This is a genomic window from Boseongicola sp., from assembly GCF_057460485.1.
In genome coordinates this window covers 1-18,163 of the sequence record NZ_JBVCWP010000009.1, presented here as the reverse complement: position 1 = coordinate 18,163, position 18,163 = coordinate 1, and the positions used below count along the sequence as shown (strand labels likewise).

Here is an 18,163-nt window from a genome sequence, read left to right as displayed (position 1 = left end):
AAGATGAACGTCAACAGCCCTAGTTTCTCGTGCGATGCGGCGCCGCGCGTGACTTGACGGAAGGCGAGGGCAGAGTGATACGGAACGCGCGTGGGGCGAATGGGGGGCACATGGCAGAATTACCAGCGATTGCGGTCGTAGGAGCCGGTCTGATCGGGCGGACACATGTGGATGTTGTGGCGCGTGGTGCGCGGCTTGCGGGAATTGTGGACCCGGACTCCAGGGCGAAGGACCTGGCCGACGCGCATGGCGCGGTTTGGTTTGCTGACCTTGAGCAATACGTTGCGGCGCATCGCCCGGATGGGATCATCTTGGCGACGCCCAACCAGCTTCATGTTGAACAAGCGCTTGCGTGTATTCGCGCAGGCATTCCAGTGCTGATTGAAAAGCCGATTGCGAATGATGCGGCCACTGCGGCGGCTTTGGTTGATGAAGCCGAGACGCGCGGTGTGGAGATTTTGGTCGGACATCATCGGCGGCATAATCCGCTTGTTGCGGCGGCGAAGGCGGTTCTGGACGAAGGGCGTGTGGGCGAGATCGTGTCGGTGACGGCTGAGTTCTGGCTTTACAAGCCGGACGATTATTTTGCGCCTGAGTGGCGGCGCGCGACGGGGGCGGGGCCTGTATTTATCAACCTGATCCATGACATTGATCTGTTGCGGCATTTCTGCGGGAATGTTGTAAATGTGCAAGCGATGGAAGCGCGCGCTGTGCGTGGCTTTGACGTTGAAGACTCGATGGCGGTCCTTTTACGCTTTGCCAGCGGTGCTTTGGCGACGGTCAGCGTCTCCGACACCATTTCGGCCCCGTGGAGTTGGGAATTCACAAGCGGCGAGAACCCTGTTTACCCGCATATCACTACCAGTTGCTACAAGATCGGCGGCACGCACGGGGCCTTGTCGGTGCCCGATATGGTGCTTTGGCAGCATACGGATAAGCGCAGTTGGTGGGAGCCGATTGCCGCCGAGACGGTTCCGTTTGAAGCGGCGGAACCTTTGTTGCGACAGTTGCAAAATTTCATTGGCGTGATCCGCGATGGGCACGCGCCTTTGGTCAGCGGTCGCGAAGGATTGGAGAGCCTGCGCGTGGTCGAGGCGATCAAGACGGCGGCGGTCAGCGGACAGACCGTGTCGTTGACGCACGTGCCGGAGGCGTCGTGAGTGACATCTATTCCGCGCAGTTTCTGATCGTTTTCGCACTGGGCCTATTGGCGACGGGCGCGATCTCAGGCGTTTTGGCCGGGTTGCTTGGCGTTGGCGGCGGGATCGTGATTGTGCCGGTGCTTTTTTTGCTGGCTGGCTTCTTGGGCCTTCCGGCTGAGTTGGCCATGCCGATGGCAGTTGGCACGTCGCTTGCGACGATCATTCCGACGTCTATTTCCTCAGCGCGGTCGCACCGTAAGCGAGGCAGCGTGGATGCGCAGTTGTTGAAGTCCTGGGCGCCTGCGGTGTTCGTGGGGGCTTTGATCGGTGGCGTCTTGGCAAGCGTTGTGTCGGGGGCGTTTTTGACCGTGTTGTTCGGCGTGGTGGCCTTGCTTGTTGCGATCAATCTGGCGTTACCGCGCACGGTGGTGCTGGCCGAGGACTTGCCTAAAGGCGTTGCTGCGCGGACCGCTGTACCGACAGCGATCGGTATTCTCTCGGCTTTAATGGGAATTGGCGGGGGGACTTTGTCGGTGCCGATCTTGTCGGCGTTTTGCTTTCCGGTGCATCGCGCCATAGGCACGGCGGCGGCTTTGGGGATTGTGATTGCGGTGCCTGCCGTGTTCGGTTTCATCTGGGCGGGGTGGGACATGGGCGCACGTCCGCCGTACTCATTGGGTTATGTCAGCTTACCCGCAGCGGTTTTGATCTTTACCACAAGTGTTTTCACCGCCCCTATTGGGTCACAGTTGGCGCATTCTTTGGATGCGCGCGTGTTGAAGCGTGTTTTTGCGCTGTTTTTGTTTGTGACGTCGCTGCGGATGTTGTGGCAGGCGTTTGGCAGAGGTTTTTTTTAAGGAGTTTCGCGATGAAAATGGCAGTGATCGGGCTTGGGTCCATGGGATACGGAATGGCAGCGTCGCTTTTGCGGGGGGGCCATGAGGTGCATGGGTTTGACGTCAATGCAAAGGCCACCGAGCGGTTTCGCGCAAGCGGTGGGTCCAGCGGAGAGATGGCGCAGATCGCCGGTGCGCTGGACGCGGTTGTTGTCGTGGTCTTGAACGCCCCGCAGACTGAGACGGTGTTGTTCGGCGAGGGCGGCGTGGTAGCAGGCTTGTCTTCGGGTTCGGTTGTGTTGGCTTGTGCCACGGTGCCTCCGGAGTTCGCGCGTCGCATGGAGGCGCAATGCGCTGAGGCGGGCGTGCTGTATATCGATGCGCCAATATCTGGTGGGTCGGTGAAGGCGGCGGCCGGCAAGTTGTCGGTGCTGGCGTCTGGCGCGCCTGAGGCTTTTGAGGCGGCCGCGCCGGTGCTTGAGGCTTGCGCCGAGACTGTATTCCGTTTGGGCGATGCTGCCGGGGCCGGATCCGCAATGAAGGCGGTGAACCAGCTTTTGGCGGGTGTGCATATTGCGGCGATGGCTGAGGCCATGACGTTTGGCATGACGCAAGGCATTTCGCCGGAGGACTTCGTGAAGGTGATACCGCTGTGCGCCGGAACAAGCTGGATGTTGGAGAACCGCGCGCCGCATATCGTGGACGGGGACTACACGCCACGTTCGGCGGTGGATATCTGGTCAAAGGATTTGGGCATTGTTTTGGACATTGCACGCGGCGCGAAGTTTGGTGCGCCGTTAACAGCAGCGGCGTTGCAGCAGTTTGTGGCGGCGTCGGGCTCGGGGTTCGGGCGCGAAGACGATGCGGCGGTTGCAAAGGTTTATGCGCGCAACGCCGGGCTGACATTACCGGGGGACGACTAAGATATGGCGACTTTGCTGGGCGCGATTGCGGATGATTTCACCGGGGCCACGGATTTGGCGGGCTTGCTGGCGCGCTCTGGCGTAGCAGTCTCTTTACGGATTGGGGTGCCGGATGTGCCACCGTCGGGGGATACGGCTCCGTTTGAGGTGATTGCGTTGAAATCGCGCACGGCTCCTGTGGTTGAGGCGGTTGGCGAGACGTTGAAGGCTTTGGAGTGGCTGAAGGCGGCGGGGGCGGAGAGGTTCTTCTGGAAGTATTGCTCGACCTTTGATTCCACGCCCGAAGGCAACATTGGTCCGGTGGCAGAAGCGATTATGGCGCGGCTTGGGGCGGAGCAGACGATCTATTGTCCGGCGTTTCCCGAAAATGGACGCTCGATCTATATGGGGAACCTGTTTGTCGGGCAGCAGCCTTTGGCGGAAAGCCCGATGAAAGATCATCCACTGACGCCAATGCGGGATTCCAACCTGATGCGGTTGCTTGCGCCGCAAGTGACGGGGCAGGTGGGGCTTGCGGATTATCTGACAGTTGCGAAGGGTGTGGACGCTTTACGGGCGCGGCTTGCGACTTTGGCAGGCGAGGGCGTGGGCCACGTTGTAGTCGACGCAGTGGCGGATTCGGATTTGCGAGTGATCGCGCAAGCCTGCCGCGACATGGCGCTGATGACGGGTGGCAGTGCGGTGGCGACTGCCTTGCCCGAGTTGCTGATTGAGGACGGGGTGCTGTCGCGCTCAGCGGAGGCATTTCACGCGCCCGACGTTGGGCCGGGCGCGATTGTGCTGTCGGGAAGCGCATCGGCGATGACCAATGCACAGGTGGCGGCATTTAAAGTCAGCAAACCATCCTATCGGCTGGACCCGTTGGCATTGGCGGAAGCAGGTGTCGGTGCGGCGGAGGCGTGGCTTTTGGCGCTGCCTTTGGACGCCTCACCAATGATCTATGCAACGGCCAGCCCGGACGAGGTGCGCGCCGTGCAAGAGAAACTTGGCCGGGGGCGTGCGGGCGAATTGGTTGAAGCGGCACTGGGCTCATTAGCGGTTGCGGCGCGCGACGCTGGTCGGCGGCGGTTTGTATCGGCAGGGGGCGAGACCTCGGGCGCAATCACACAGGCCTTGGGTGTGAGCCGTTTGGATGTCGGGCCGGAAATTGCGCCCGGTGTGCCGTGGTGTTTCGCCAAAAGCGGGGGCCACGACGTGGCGATCACGCTGAAGTCGGGGAATTTCGGCACCGAGAGTTTTTTCGCCACGGCGCTGGAGACTTTGGACCGTCTTTAAGTCGGTGGTGGGCCAAGTGTTCGGCGCAGGCGGATATCGGTTTGCAGTTCGACGCTTTTGGGCGTGATTTTCTTGGTGACCATGTCGACCAACATGCCTGCCGCGCGTCGTCCCATTTCGCGGTGAGGAACGTGGACCGTGGTGAGAGCGGGTTCTGCCAGTGACGCCAGTTCGATGTCGTCAAAACCGGTGATAGATACATCGCCGGGAACCGACAGACCCATTTCCTTTGCCGCGCGAAGGGCACCAATTGCGAGAACGTCGTTACCGCAGAAGACGGCGGTGGGTCGGGGCGTCCAGGCCATGATCTGGCGGAAGGCTTCGACACCGCACTCGATTGAATAGGTGGTTTCGATAACCGGCATGCGGTCGACATCAAGACCGGCCTCGCCAGCGGCAAGCTTCACGCCTGTTAGGCGGTCGCGCGCACGGTCGTTGGCGGTCGTGTCAGCCGAGATCATGCCGATGTGGCGGTGCCCTTTCTCGAAGACAATGCGCGCGAGATCGACCATGGCGTGTTTATTGGAGAACCCGATGGAGGGTGTGTTGTTTTCGGCGTCATAGGCCCATGCCACAAGAGCCGGTACCGAGCGGGTCTTCAGGAACTCGTAGACCCGAGCGTTACGGTGAAAGCCGATGAGCAGAAGACCGTCCGCGCCGCGCGCTGTGAGGGTGCGGATTTGTTCCTCTTCAAGGGCCTCCTGATAAGAGGAGCTTGCCACCAGCAGTGTGTATCCGTGGCGTCCAAGCTCTTCCTGAAAGGCCTGAATGCCACGCGCAAAGATCGCATTCTCCATTGTAGGAATGACTGCGCCTATGGTGTTAGTTTGCTTGGAGGCCAGCGCGCGTGCGCCGAAGTTTGGTGCATATCCAAGGCCTTTGACGGCGGCCATAACGCGGGTGCGGGTGCGTTCCGCAACCTGATCGGGGGAATTCAAGCAGCGCGAGACCGTGGCGGTCGACACATTGGCCATTCGCGCGACATCTGCTAGCGTCGGGACACTTGAGGCAGGCGTTGGTGGTAGACTTTCGCGTGACATGGGCACCTGTGTTTTCAAAGAGACTATATATCAAGCTCAACATGTAGCCTAGTGATGTAAGTGCTTGCATTAAAAAATGTAAGCGCTTACATTTTACTGCGAATCGCTGACCAATGGCGGCATGGGAGGAGACAACGACATGGCTTTGATTATTTCAGCAATTTTCGTCGTAATATTTGTCGCAAACGTTGCCATTGGCTCGATTGCTGGAAATCCAATTCTCGGAAACGTGTCGGAAATGCTCCTGCTGTTTGCGGCATCGATCTCTTTCGTAGTCGCAATCCTGAAAAGGGAAGCGGAAGAAGTCAAGAAAACTGAAAACACTCAATAGAAGACCCAAGGGAGGGAACTATGGACAAGACGAAACTGGAGCTGGCATCTGCCTCGCGCCGTAACTTTCTGAAACTCGCAGGCACGGGCAGCTTTACGGCCGCCATGGTTGTTGGTGCGGGAGGCATGCTGTGGTCCGATGCGGCTGTTGCACAAACCGCAAACGAAGAGCGCGATCGCGCAGCGGCTGCTGAACACACCATGACGCTGGCAACTGCCTACGTTCTGGGTGCATCGCGCAGCTATCCAATCATGCAGCTCGATCTCAAAGAGAACATTCAGAACGCAACAAATGGCAAAGTCTACGTAAAGCTTGCGCCGGGTGGCCAGCTTGGCGCTGGTGGCGCACTTGCTCAGGCAGTTCAGGGCGGCACGATCCAGTGTGCGCAGCACTCGCTGTCAAACTTCGCTCCGTTTGCATCGACAGTTGACCTGATCAACATGCCGTATTTCTGTGGTTCCAATCAGCGTTTCACAAACCTTGTGAACTCGGATGCTTGGAAGCAAGAAGTAGACCCGAAAATCGAGTCTTCGGGCTTTAAGGCGCTGTTTTACATCAACATCGATCCACGCGTTGTTGCTGTTCGTAAGGGCGGCAATGGCGCGGTCATCACGCCAAGCGATCTGTCGGGTGTTAAGTTCCGCGTGCCCGGTTCGGCGATGCTTCAGCAGTATTACCGCATGGTTGGCGCGAACCCGACACCGGTTGCATGGGGTGAAACACCTTCCGCGATCAAGCAGGGTGTAGCAGACGCACTTGACCCATCCGTGGGCGCGCTGTTCGTCTTTGGTTTCAAGGATATTCTCAGCCACGTGACCTTCACGCAGGCCGTTCCCGATAGCCAAGTTTACTCAATGAACCTTGAATGGTTCAACGGACTGCCTGCGGACGTGCAGGAAGGCATAGAGTTTGCTGGCGAAATGACATCGCACCAGAACCTTGCCAAAGTGCCTTCGGCACGTGCCTATGCAATGGCTGAGCTGCAGAAAGCTGGCGTGGAATTCCACTCGCTCACCGATGATCAGCTTGCTGTATGGAAGGATGCCGGTGGCTATCAGCGCAGCGAATGGGACAGCTTCAAAGTTGAGCTGGCCGGGTCCATGGACACATTTGCGAAGCTCGAAGAAGCTGCAGGCACGCAGGGCCGCTATTACGTCCACGACGCATAAGAAAGATTAGAGCGGCGTCGACGCGACGCCGCTCTTACTCTACGATAAATCCTATCACTGAAATCAAGCGAGAGACGTGAACGGTGTGGCTTCGTCCACACACGGTCGGGAGGACTCTATGTCAAGTACGCTTAAATCCTTGGACAAAAACCTAGAGCGCTGGGCGCTTCTGATATTCTACGTCATGCTCGTGGGCACGATGTTTATCGAGGTCGCACGACGCGAGGTGTTTTCGTATTCGTCGATCTGGGGCGAGGAAATCGTCCGCTACTCGTTCATCTATCTCGCGTGGATCGGTGCCGCTGCTGCAGTTAAAGAACGTGGTCATATACGTATTGATGTGATCATGGAATATGTAAATCCGCGCATCAAAGCACTGCTATATATGTTCGGGGACATCGTGATGGCGCTGGTCGCTATAGTTGCGCTGTATTGGTCGTATGAAGCCGTCCATGTGTCTTGGACATTCGGCTCGGTCACGCATGGTTTGCGCATCTCTCAAGTCTGGTTCCTATCGGCTGTTCCCCTCGGCTTTGCGCTGATTATGGTACGTCTGATCCAGTCTTTCATCCGCGATATAAATGACTTTCGTACCGGTCGCCCGGTTTACGAAGGCGACAAGCTTTTTGACTGAGGGGCCGGGACATGCTTTGGAATACACTTGAACAAACAATAGAGCTTGGCTGGGACTTTTATGGCCCTGTACTGCTTTTCGTCTGTCTGATCGCACTTGCCGTGCCGGTCTGGGCAGCGATTGGTGCCTCCGCGATTTTGATGCTGATGTGGTCGGGGGCGTTGCCTTTGTCGCTTATGGGCGAGAGCCTGTTTCACGGCATCGATCACTTCGCTTTAACCGCGGTGCCGCTGTTCATCCTGACGGGTGACGTGCTGGTGCGCACCGGCCTATCGCGCAAATTTCTCGACGTGGCAGAAGCGCTGACGCAATTCGCAAAGGGCGGCTTCGGTTCTGCCACGGTTCTGGTCTGCGGCATGTTCGCGGCCATCTCGGGATCTGACGCGGCCGGTGCGGCTGCAGTGGGTCGCATGACGATCGACCGTCTGGTCGAAAGCGGCTATCCGCGCCCTTATGCTTGTGCGCTTGTGGCGGCTGGTGCCTGTACAGGCATCCTGATCCCACCCTCGATTGCGTACATCATTATCGGTCTGGTTCTGGGTATATCCGCTTCGACATTGTTCCTGGCGGCAGTGATTCCGGGCATCGCGGTTCTTGTGGCGATCCTTGTCACAAACATCATCATGAACCGCCTCAACGGCTGGGAAGGTGGCGGCAACATTTCAGCGGGAGAGTATTTCTCGCGCCTCGGTGTTGCTCTGAAGTCTGGCTGGTACGCTTTTATCGTACCTGGCATCATCTTCTACGGCATCTTCTCGGGCCGACTGACACCAACCGAGGCAGGCGCCACGGCTGTGGTCGTGACGATCATCATGGGCTTCATCCTTAAGACGCTCAAGTTGTCGGACTTTCCTGCAATGCTGGTCAGCTCGGCTAAGGTGAACGGTGTTATCTTGCCGATCATCGCGTTCTCGCTGCCATTGGCACAGGCGCTGGCGATCATGGGTGTTCCACAGGGCTTCGTTGGGGCCGCGACGAACCTTACGAACGAGCCGTGGATCTTGATCCTGATGATGGTCGGCATTTTGATTGCTGCTGGTTGTGTGATGGAGACGACGCCGAACATCGTGATTTTGGCGCCAATCCTGAAGCCTTTGGCCGACAACATCGGGATGAACGAAATCCAGTTCTGCATCATGATGATCACAGCGCTGGGTGTGGGTTTCATCACACCGCCTTTGGGGCTGAACCTTTTCGTGGTGTCGGGGATTACCGGGGAGTCGATTCTGAAGATCGCTTACCGCGCCATTCCCTTCGTTCTCTTCATGTTGTTTGTGACGCTGCTGATCGCCTACATTCCATGGATCTCGACAGCGTTCCTTCCCGATATCTATAAATAAGGACTATTCCGATGGCGAGAGAGTATCTTAAGAAAGCAACCCTCACTTCGACAAGTGACGCCTCAAACGTGCACGAGCTTGTCGCAGGCATTCTGAACGATATCGAAGCAGGCGGTGACGCGAAGGCGTTGGAGTACGCGGCGAAGTTCGACAAATACGAGGGTAATGTGCTTTTGACCGAAGCCGAGATAGAGGCCGCTTGTGCCTTGGTCCCGGAGAAGCTGAAGCGTGACATCGAGTTTTCTCATGCCAACGTGAAGAAATTCGCAGAGGCTCAGAAAGCAACTTTGAAGGATATCGAAGTTGAGATCGTGCCGGGTCTTGTCGCGGGTCAGAAGACGATCCCAGTAGATGCGGCTGGCTGTTACGTGCCGGGTGGTCGTTACAGCCACATCGCAAGTGCCATCATGACCGTCACGACGGCGAAGGTCGCGGGCTGTAGCCACATCGTGGCCTGTTCGCCACCGCGTCCGGGCGTCGGTGTTGCACCTGCGATTGTCTATGCAGCGAAAATCTGTGGTGCTGACAAGATCCTTGCAATGGGTGGTGTTCAGGGTGTGGCTGCGATGACCTTTGGTCTTTTCGGCCTGCCGCCTGCGAATATCCTTGTTGGCCCCGGCAACCAGTTTGTGGCCGAAGCCAAGCGCATCCTGTTCGGACGCGTGGGCATCGACATGATCGCGGGACCAACTGATAGCCTGATCATTGCGGATGCTTCTGCCGATGCGACGATCGTGGCGGCTGACCTCGTGGGGCAGGCCGAGCATGGCTACAACTCTCCGGTCTGGCTTGTTACGGATGACCGTCCGTTGGCCGAAGAGGTCATGCGTCTTGTCCCGATCTTGATCGCCGATTTGCCAGAATTGAACCGCGATAATGCTGCGAAGGCATGGCGCGATTACGCTGAAGTCATCGTTTGCGGCGACCGCGAGGAGATGGCGGCAACATCGGATGACTACGCGCCCGAGCACCTGACGGTGCAGGCGCAAGACCTTGATTGGTGGTTGGAGAACCTGACGTGCTACGGCTCGTTGTTCCTGGGCGAAGAAACCACCGTGGCGTTTGGCGATAAGGCATCGGGGACAAACCATGTTCTGCCAACATCGCGTGCGGCGACTTACACAGGCGGTCTTTCGGTACACAAGTACATGAAGATCGTAACGTGGCAGCGCGCCACCCGCGACGGAGCTAAGCCCGTTGCGATCGCAACGGCGCGGATTTCGCGGCTGGAAGGGATGGAGGGCCATGCGCGGACCGCTGATATCCGTCTTGCCAAGTATTTCCCAGATGAAACCTTCGATCTGACTGCAAGCGACGAGTGACATGAACGCCGTCGACCGTCCTGACCTGACGGGCCATGTGGCCCTGGTGACCGGAGCAAGCTCCGGTCTTGGACGGCGTGCGGCTCTTGTTTTGTCTGAAGCGGGGGCCAGTGTGGTGGCCCTTGCACGGCGCGTCGATGCGCTTCGGTCTTTGGAGGACGAAGCACCGGGGCCGCTTGTGGCTTTGCCAGCGGACCTTAGCGACCGTGACGGGCTTGCCGATCTGGCCCGGCGCGCGACCGAGCCCTTTGGCGCGCCAGATATCGTCGTACATGCTGCCGGGATCAATACCCGCGAAATGGCCGATGACGTCACGACCGAAGGCTGGGACGCTACGATCCACTTGAACCTTGCCGTGCCGTTCTTTCTGTCTCAGTGCCTTGTGCCGGCTATGAAAGAAAAGGGTTGGGGTCGGATTGTGAATTTCGCCTCGTTGCAAAGTCACCGCGCTTTTCCGGGCGGGTTGTCTTATGGCGCGTCCAAGGGCGGCGTCGCGCAATTGACGCGCGCCATGGCCGAAGCCTGGTCGAAAGACGGGATCACCGCGAACGCCATTGGCCCCGGCTTTTTCCGCACCGAACTGACCGCTGCCGTGTTCGGCGACCCCGAACGCGCAGCGCGCAACGCCGCGCAGACCTGCATCGGGCGCAATGGCGAAGTTGAGGACATGGACGGGCCGCTGCTTTTCTTTTGTTCGGACGCTTGCGCTTATGTGACGGGCCAGGTCCTTATGGTCGACGGGGGGTTCACTGCGAAATGAAGGCACTGGTTTATACGGGCGCTGAAGCTCTGGATTACCGCGATGTGCCGGATCCTGTGGTCGTGTCCGACACGCATCTGATCAAGATCGACAGTGTCGGGATTTGTGGCTCGGACATGCATGCCTATCTTGGCCATGATCCACGCCGTCCCGCACCGTTGATCCTTGGGCACGAAGGGGCCGGGACCGTTGTTGGTGGTGGTCTTGACGGCACGCGTGTCACGATCAATCCGCTGGTGACCTGTGGCACCTGCGCTGCCTGTGTTTCTGGCAGCGACAACCTGTGTGCGACCCGACAGATTATTTCGATGCCCCCGCGCGAAGGGGCATTCGCAGAATACATAGCGATGCCTGAAGCAAACCTTGTGATCGTGCCCGCCGGTGTGTCGTTTGAGAAAGCCGCATTGGCCGAACCAATTGCGTGCGGCTGGCACGCGGTGCGGCTTGGCAAGGCGATCGTTGGTGGCGAGGCCGGATCGGCTTTGGTCATCGGTGGGGGGGCTATCGGCGTTGGCGCGGCGCTTAGCCTGAAAGCGCAGGGTGTGGCGGATGTGACCCTGAGCGAGCCTAACATTTTGCGCCGTAGCTATCTTGAGAAAACCGTTGATTTCAGGATAATTTCGTCAGATCAGCTTGGCGACGAGACGTTTGATATGGTTGTGGACGGCGTTGGCTTTGATGCCACGCGCGCAACGGCCTCGGCCCACGCCCGCCCAGGCGGCGTGATTCTCCATATCGGTCTTGGAGGGGGCACGGCGGGTCTTGATATTCGCCGCATGACGCTTCAGGAAATCACGTTCACAGGAACTTATACCTACACCGCGCAGGACTTCCGCGACACTGCGGCCGCCATTTTCGATGGCCGCCTTGGGCCGCTGGACTGGACCGAGGCGCGCGCCCTTGCCGACGGGGCATCCGCTTTCGCCGATATCCGCTCGGGGTCCACTGCGGCCCCGAAGATTATTCTGAAACCTTGAACGAAAACTTAGGAGACTGAAATGTCCGAAATACCGCAGCTTCTTGTCCACGAAAAAGCCGACAATGTCGGTGTGGTCGTTGTCGAGGGACTGACGGCTGGCACTGATATGCTGTGCTGCATCACCCATGACAACTCGACTTTCCGCTTAACCTCTAATGCGGATGTTCCGATTGGCCACAAGGTCGCGCTCACTGACCTGAAGGCCGGCGACACCGCGACCAAATACGGCGAAGACATTGGCAAGATCATCGCTGACATCAAAAAGGGTGACCACGTGCACACCCACAATTGCAAAACGAAACGCTGGTAAGGAACGAATATCATGGCTTCCAAATATTCCAACACGACTATCCACGGATACCGGCGCGAAAACGGCCGGGTTGGCGTGCGTAACCACGTTCTTATCCTGCCGGTAGATGACATTTCGAACGCAGCCTGTGAGGCTGTCGCCAACAACGTCAAAGGCACGATGGCAATCCCACACGCCTATGGGCGTTTGCAGTTTGGCGAAGACCTTGACGTGCATTTCCGTACGATAATCGGCACGGGCGCGAACGCCAACGTGGCGGCAGTTGTCGTCATCGGCATCGAGCCCGGCTGGACCAAGCGCATTGCTGACGGCATCCGGTTGACTGGCAAGCCAGTGGCCGAATTCTCGATCGAGCAAAAGGGAGACTTCGAAACCATCCGTGCAGCCTCTTGGGCGGCGAAAGATTTCGTTCACCATGCGTCTGAAATTCAGCGCGAAGAATGCGCGATTAGTGAACTATGGGTGTCGACGAAGTGCGGCGAAAGCGATACGACAACCGGTCTCGGCTCATGCCCGACGGTTGGCAACATGTACGATAAGTTGCTGCCCGAAGGCATCACGGGCTTTTTCGGTGAGACATCGGAAATCACTGGTGCCGAGCACATCTGCCAAAAGCGCGCGATCAACGAAGAAGTTGGCAAGCGCTGGCATGCGATGTGGAAGGCCTATCAGGATGACGTGATTTTTGCGCACCAGACAGACGACCTTTCCGACAGCCAGCCCACCAAAGGCAACATCGAAGGTGGTTTGACCACCATTGAAGAAAAAGCTCTTGGTAACCTTGAGAAAATCGGCCGGACCTCACAGTTCATCGACATTCTCGAGCCAGCAGAAGCGCCAAACTCGGGTGCTGGTCTGTACTTCATGGACTCCTCATCTGCTGCTGCGGAATGTGTGACTTTGATGGCTGCCGGTGGCGCTGTGATCCACACCTTCCCAACAGGGCAGGGCAACGTGGTTGGCAACCCAATCGTGCCGGTGATCAAAATCACTGCAAACCCACGCACAGTGCGGACCATGTCCGAGCATGTTGATGTGGACGTGTCCGGCATTCTTCGCCGTGAGCAGACCATTGATGAAGCAGGCGATGCTCTGATCGAAATGATCCGCCGCACCGCCAATGGTCGCTACACGGCGGCGGAAGCATTGGGTCACCGCGAGTTTTCGATGACCAAACTTTACCGAAGCGCCTAATTGCTTCGCGTGCGGCCCGCCGCGTGCGGGCCGCACGTTCCTAAATTCCGTAAGGCAAATATGATGAGTGAGACCGAACGGATCAGTATCGCTGATGCGACAGACCTTATTTCAAGGGCTTTGATGGCGTCCGGTGCAACTGAGGCGCAGGCGCGCCCTACGGCCGTGGCGCTTGTGTCGGCCGAGGCCGAGGGGCAGGTCGGTCACGGGTTCTCGCGTCTGGAAGATTACGCCGCGCAGGTGAAGTCCGGAAAGATTAACACTGATGCGGCGATCACGGTCACGGCCCTTCGACCTGCGTCAATCCTAATTAACGCCGATTGCGGGTTTGCTTACCCAGCGATCGAAACTGCCATTTCCGCGCTGATCCCGGTCGCCAAAGAAATGGGGATTGCGGTTGCGGCGGTCGGCAACTCGCATCATTGCGGCGCACTGTCATTGCAGGTGGAGAAGCTTGCTAAGGCGGGCCTGATTGGCATGATGTTTACGAACGCGCCCAAAGCGATTGCGCCATGGGGGTCGCATCAACCTCTTTTCGGGACCAACCCGATTGCCTTTGCAGCTCCACGTAAAGAGGCTAACCCTCTGATAATCGACCTTTCGCTCTCGAAAGTCGCGCGGGGCAAGGTGATGAACGCCAAAAAGCAAGGCAAGCCTATCCCGGAAGGCTGGGCGCTTGATGCCGCTGGCAACCCGACAACCGACGCCGAAGCCGCGCTTGGCGGCACCATGTTGCCGATTGGCGATGCAAAGGGCGCGGCCTTGGCTTTGATGGTCGAAATTCTGGCGGCGCCGTTGACCGGAAGCGCGTTTAGCTATGAAGCCGGTTCCTTTTTCACCGCAGAAGGCGTGCGACCCCGAGTTGGCCAGACCTTAATCGCGATCCGCCCGAATTCCGACGGAACTGGCTTTGCGGATCGGCTTGAAGAATTGTTAAAGTCGATCACCGATCTGGAGGGCACGCGATTGCCGGGGACGCGACGGCTGGCAGCGATAAAGGCCGCCGAAGCCGACGGGTTGACCGTTCCGACACGATATCTCGTTGCGGCACGTGCGCTTGCATCTTTCCATAAAACATAGACTTAACACCTGAGTGCGTCACGCACACAGCCCCAAGGAGCAAATCGAAATGCACAAGAAAATCCTGATCCCGGTGGCTCTTGACCACGCGCCTTTAGTATCTCGCAAGATTGAGGCCGCGCGGCATATGCTTGCGCCCGGCGGCACAATTACGCTTCTGACAGTGTTGGAGCAAATTGGTGGTTTCGTGGCAGAATTCGTGACGGTGAAACCAGAGAACCACCTGAGTGCGCGCGTCCTTGAAAAGCTGCGCCAAGCCGCTGGCGATGCTGCGGACATTGACTGCAAAGTTATCACGGGTAAGCCCGGCGTACAGATCACGAAGTATGCGAAAGACGCCGGCGTTGATATGATCATCGTTGGATCGCACAGCCCGGGACAAGAGGATTATCACCTCGGTTCAACCGCTTCTCGCGTTGTCCGCCGCGCGCATTGCTCGGTGTATGTGCTAAGGTAAGCACTTCAGTTTAGCGCGATTTCTCTTGGAAAAATGCTGCTAGTTGAAATTGCCATCGGGATGTCGATAAAGATCGAAGCGCTTCGCTGCTTTGTAACTGTTGTGGCACGGGTCGCTGGCGGAGGCGGCCAATGTGCTTGGGCGTGCTCCGTAGGCTGTGTCAATTGTTCTGAAGCAGTTCAAGGAACACGTCGGTGTACCCATTTTCGGGACTGCGCGAAAATCTCGCCTGACGCTGCTTGGGCGACAGATCCTTGGCGAAGCATGCCGCGAGATCGAGCATTTCGGCCGGACCGTAGCGGCAATCGACGGGCTGTCAAATGCTGAGCTTTGCCAGGTCAATCTGACCGTAACACTATCGATCCCGCAATCCATAATGCCGCCAATACTGCGCGATTTCGTGCAAACACACCGGACGTGCGGGTCGACATCAGCGGCGCGAATTACGAGAAGATCGAGCGGGACGTCTGCTCAGAAATTTTTGACATTGGCAAAAGCAGTCTGGGTGCGATGGCGGGCTATGCTTGCACGAAGCTATTTTCTGATCCCTTTGGCGTTATCTGCCGCGGGGATCACCTGCTGGCCCGGGATTAGAATTGTCTGACGTGGTCCGACCTTGTCGAAGACCTGTTTATTGCAAATAGGTTATGCCGCCGGATCACAGACGAAGACTTTCGGCCGATCCTTGCAAAAGCGCGTCTTTTGCAGCGAGAAACCACATCGCTTTTGGGGGCTGATACCGGCGGCGTGGGCATCACCGTCGTACTTCAGTTGGTTGTCGAGGCCGCACTTGCGCGTCCGCCGGGTGAGACATCTGGATGATGACCCAGCCGGGCCATTCACTTGCTCCGGCAACTCGTGCCATGGCTGCGGCGATCCAGAATTCAGACTTTCCGACAGGATCCGCCAAAACGTCATCTTGATTGACGCTAACTCAATTTATTTGCGTTCGATTGAATCGACTGTTCGTGGCTTTGTGGCGCAAAGCTAAACAAAACCCGAGTATAAAGGTGGACCCTATGGCGGAATTGAACAAGAATTACATCGCAGGGGCCTGGGTCAGCGGTGCATCCGAAATCGAACATCGCAAACCCGCGGATATCAGTGAACTGGTTGGCTTGTTCGCACAGGCTTCGTCATCGCAGCTCGATGACGCATTGGATGCGGCGGTGCGCGCTCAGACTGTGTGTCCGGACCGGGCGGATATTGCAGTAACAGGCGCGGCTTCCGGTCCTTTGGCGCTTGCCATTGAAGGGCTATCGCGAGCTCGTGGATTGTGAAACGTTTGTGGCCTTGTCGGATTTTGCAGCACGCACCTTTGTGCCTTCAACCGAAGCAAGCCGTGAAAGTGGCGCAGGGGCCGTATTAACTGACAACGACTAGGTTAGTTGCGTTGCGGTATGGCAAAAAATCGATATTCTTTCTCAATGGACTCTGACCTTATTCAATCAAGCGATCCGACCTCAACGGCTGATGGCTCTGCGACTCAACGCACCTATCGCACGATCCGCCGGATGATCGTCACGGGCGAGGTGAGGCCGGGCGAGAAACTGAAAATTGAAGGCTTGAGGTTGCGACTTGATACAGGAGCTTCGCCGATCCGTGAGGCGCTTAGCCTTTTGACGTCCGAGCATCTCGTGGAACGAATTGACCAGCGTGGGTTTCGGGCCGCGCCGACAAGTCGCAAGAACTTCGATGAGATTCTACTATTGCGCTGCGAGCTGGAAGATATGGCTTTGCGCAAAAGCGTCGCGGCTGCGGATGAGGCGTGGGAAGAGGCGCTTGTGCTGGCCCATCATCGGATGACACGGGCAAACAAGGCGCAGGCCGAAGATTTCGAGGACCATCATAAGGCGTTCCACATCGCGCTTTTGTCAAACTCTGACACTCCGATTTTGATGCGGTTTTGTTCGCAGCTTTATGATCTGAATATTCGCTATCGGTTCCTGGCGGGCCGGTCTCTGAATTATCAGCAACGCGATGTTGGTCTAGAACATACTGAGATCATGGATCGCGCGATTGCACGGGATGCAGACGGCGCATCTTCTGCACTTCTGAACCATTACCGCCGCACTGGCGCGTTTCTGGCCGAGCGGATATAAGCGTCGCGAGCCGCTTAGCCGCCTTCGGCCACCAATATCAGGCCGATCTCGGCATCGCCGACGCGCTTGATGCTGACACGCGGGTCGCGGATCGCCTGTTGAGCATCATTGTTCTGATCCATGGTGCCGTCCGTCGCCATTATTCCGCTGCCGCTTTCGTGAGGTCCGCTTCGTCGAAAATAGGGTTCGAGCAGATGCCGATGCCTTCGATCTCGATGTCCACGACCTCGCCGGGCCGCAACCAGCGCGGGTTGGGCTTTTTGGCGTGCCCAACGCCCGGAGGCGTGCCAAGAGCGATATGATCGCCGGGCTCTAGCGTTGTGTATTCTGAGATGATTGCGATGGTGGCTGCCACCGACCAGATCATGTTTGCGGTGTTGGAACTTTGCAGAATTTCGTCGCCAACGCGGCTTTCGATCTTTAGGCCCCTAGCCCCTTCAGGCAGGTCTTCGGGGGTCACGACGAAAGGCCCGATTGCGCCGGTGTCGTCGAAGTTCTTACCGGGTGTCCATTGGTGGGTCTTGCGTTGGTAATCGCGCACTGAGCCATCATTGAAGATGGTGTAGCCGAAGACGTGATCAAGCGCGCGTTCTTCAGGAATATGGCGCCCGCCTGTGCCGATGATGATCATCAATTCGGCTTCATAATCGAGTTTTTCCGAACATGATGGGCGCACCAATGGCGCACCTGCTGCCATGATTGAGTTTTTGCCACGCATAAACAATGCCGGGTAATCCGGGATGTCATAGCCGCCTTCTTTGATGTGATCGACATAATTCAGGCCAAGGCAAATGATCGTGCCAGGACACTGCACGGGCAGGGCGGGCGTGATGTCTGCAACTGCGATTGATCCGCCGAGGTCTGAAGTTTTGGCAATCTCGGCCATCAATGCGGGATCGTCGATCAGCCCTTGAAGATCGTCGCCAATACCGCGAAACTGCGCCGTCAGATTAAAAGCCTCATCGCCTTTAACGAGGTAGACGAATTTTGCCGCAGCTGCGTGGCCAACCATCAAGCGCATGTCGATCCCCTTGTTTTTCAGCCACTATTTGGCGATAAAATAGGATAATGTCAATTAAAATCGATATTTTGAGCTTGTGCAAGACGCCGGCTTGGGAAAGTTGCATAGCCGAAGTAAAGGCGCGCGGGTCCTTTGCGTTTGAATTGTTTGTGGTCATGTCGATGCCAGATAAAATGCCGAAGACCTGAAGGCAAATCTGCCAACTCATCTTGAAGTATAAGGGACAGTTGGTGCGCGACGGAAATCTG

Annotated in this window: 20 protein-coding genes; 17 read left to right on the top strand and 3 right to left on the bottom strand. The window is 57.5% G+C overall.

All coding sequences use genetic code 11. The features are described from left to right. Positions 1–110: 110 nt before the first annotated feature. The 4 genes from AC221Y_RS02770 to otnK are packed head-to-tail and all read left to right on the top strand — an operon-like array spanning position 111 to position 4,176. Positions 111–1,160 carry a Gfo/Idh/MocA family protein gene (locus tag AC221Y_RS02770; protein WP_299749349.1) on the top strand — a complete coding sequence of 350 codons (1,050 nt, stop codon included), beginning with the start codon at positions 111–113 and terminating at the stop codon, positions 1,158–1,160. Next, complete coding sequence (locus AC221Y_RS02765; RefSeq protein ID WP_486706748.1) at positions 1,157–1,999, top strand: sulfite exporter TauE/SafE family protein; 843 nt, start codon at positions 1,157–1,159, stop codon at positions 1,997–1,999. Before AC221Y_RS02770 ends, AC221Y_RS02765 begins: the two co-directional genes overlap by 4 nt. 11 nt (positions 2,000–2,010) lie before the next feature. Next, positions 2,011–2,901: an L-threonate dehydrogenase gene (gene ltnD / locus AC221Y_RS02760; RefSeq protein ID WP_299749343.1), complete on the top strand. Its 891-nt coding sequence runs from the start codon at positions 2,011–2,013 to the stop codon at positions 2,899–2,901. A 3-nt stretch (positions 2,902–2,904) separates the two neighbouring features. Further along, positions 2,905–4,176, top strand: coding sequence for a 3-oxo-tetronate kinase (gene otnK, locus AC221Y_RS02755; protein WP_299749340.1), 1,272 nt, complete (start codon positions 2,905–2,907; stop codon positions 4,174–4,176). On the opposite strand, the gene AC221Y_RS02750 is transcribed toward otnK, so the two are convergent. Then, positions 4,173–5,216, bottom strand: coding sequence for a LacI family DNA-binding transcriptional regulator (locus tag AC221Y_RS02750; protein WP_299749337.1), 1,044 nt, complete (start codon positions 5,214–5,216; stop codon positions 4,173–4,175). The genes otnK and AC221Y_RS02750 overlap by 4 nt on opposite strands. A gap of 139 nt (positions 5,217–5,355) precedes the next feature. On the opposite strand from AC221Y_RS02750, the gene AC221Y_RS02745 reads away from it, so the two are divergent. The 13 genes from AC221Y_RS02745 to AC221Y_RS02685 all read left to right on the top strand — a co-directional run bounded on the left by AC221Y_RS02745 (position 5,356) and on the right by AC221Y_RS02685 (position 16,894). Further along, positions 5,356–5,547: a hypothetical protein gene (locus tag AC221Y_RS02745; protein ID WP_299749334.1), complete on the top strand. Its 192-nt coding sequence runs from the start codon at positions 5,356–5,358 to the stop codon at positions 5,545–5,547. A gap of 20 nt (positions 5,548–5,567) precedes the next feature. Beyond that, positions 5,568–6,716, top strand: a complete 1,149-nt coding sequence (locus tag AC221Y_RS02740; RefSeq protein ID WP_299749330.1) for a TRAP transporter substrate-binding protein — start codon at positions 5,568–5,570, stop codon at positions 6,714–6,716. 118 nt (positions 6,717–6,834) lie between these two features. Further along, a complete protein-coding gene (locus AC221Y_RS02735; RefSeq protein ID WP_299749327.1) occupies positions 6,835–7,350 on the top strand; it encodes a TRAP transporter small permease in 516 nt (171 codons plus the stop codon). Between the two features lie 11 nt (positions 7,351–7,361). Further along, positions 7,362–8,690, top strand: a complete 1,329-nt coding sequence (locus AC221Y_RS02730) for a TRAP transporter large permease (protein ID WP_299749324.1) — start codon at positions 7,362–7,364, stop codon at positions 8,688–8,690. An 11-nt stretch (positions 8,691–8,701) separates the two neighbouring features. Further along, on the top strand, positions 8,702–10,012 hold the full coding sequence (gene hisD / locus AC221Y_RS02725; RefSeq protein WP_299749321.1) for a histidinol dehydrogenase: 1,311 nt from the start codon (positions 8,702–8,704) through the stop codon (positions 10,010–10,012). Between the two features lies 1 nt (position 10,013). Further along, positions 10,014–10,772, top strand: coding sequence for an SDR family NAD(P)-dependent oxidoreductase (locus tag AC221Y_RS02720; RefSeq protein ID WP_299749318.1), 759 nt, complete (start codon positions 10,014–10,016; stop codon positions 10,770–10,772). Then, positions 10,769–11,749, top strand: coding sequence for a zinc-dependent alcohol dehydrogenase (locus AC221Y_RS02715; RefSeq protein ID WP_486706747.1), 981 nt, complete (start codon positions 10,769–10,771; stop codon positions 11,747–11,749). The genes AC221Y_RS02720 and AC221Y_RS02715 overlap by 4 nt, the downstream gene beginning before the upstream one ends. Before the next feature lie 21 nt (positions 11,750–11,770). Further along, positions 11,771–12,061, top strand: coding sequence for a UxaA family hydrolase (locus AC221Y_RS02710; protein ID WP_486706746.1), 291 nt, complete (start codon positions 11,771–11,773; stop codon positions 12,059–12,061). Between the two features lie 12 nt (positions 12,062–12,073). Beyond that, positions 12,074–13,255, top strand: a complete 1,182-nt coding sequence (locus AC221Y_RS02705) for a UxaA family hydrolase (protein ID WP_486706745.1) — start codon at positions 12,074–12,076, stop codon at positions 13,253–13,255. A gap of 63 nt (positions 13,256–13,318) precedes the next feature. Beyond that, entirely contained in the window at positions 13,319–14,335 is a 1,017-nt protein-coding gene (locus AC221Y_RS02700) for an Ldh family oxidoreductase (protein ID WP_486706744.1), read from the top strand. A 49-nt stretch (positions 14,336–14,384) separates the two neighbouring features. Next, positions 14,385–14,792 carry a universal stress protein gene (locus AC221Y_RS02695; RefSeq protein ID WP_299753314.1) on the top strand — a complete coding sequence of 136 codons (408 nt, stop codon included), beginning with the start codon at positions 14,385–14,387 and terminating at the stop codon, positions 14,790–14,792. 1,019 nt (positions 14,793–15,811) lie between these two features. Then, a complete protein-coding gene (locus AC221Y_RS02690; RefSeq protein ID WP_486706743.1) occupies positions 15,812–16,072 on the top strand; it encodes a hypothetical protein in 261 nt (86 codons plus the stop codon). Between the two features lie 147 nt (positions 16,073–16,219). After that, positions 16,220–16,894: a GntR family transcriptional regulator gene (locus AC221Y_RS02685; protein ID WP_299753310.1), complete on the top strand. Its 675-nt coding sequence runs from the start codon at positions 16,220–16,222 to the stop codon at positions 16,892–16,894. 139 nt (positions 16,895–17,033) lie between these two features. Here the strand turns inward: AC221Y_RS02685 and AC221Y_RS02680 are convergent, their stop codons facing one another. Continuing rightward, on the bottom strand, positions 17,034–17,915 hold the full coding sequence (locus tag AC221Y_RS02680) for a fumarylacetoacetate hydrolase family protein (RefSeq protein WP_299753306.1): 882 nt from the start codon (positions 17,913–17,915) through the stop codon (positions 17,034–17,036). A 50-nt stretch (positions 17,916–17,965) separates the two neighbouring features. Further along, a partial coding sequence (locus AC221Y_RS02675) for a hypothetical protein (protein WP_486706742.1) occupies positions 17,966–18,163 on the bottom strand: 198 nt, incomplete at its 5' end.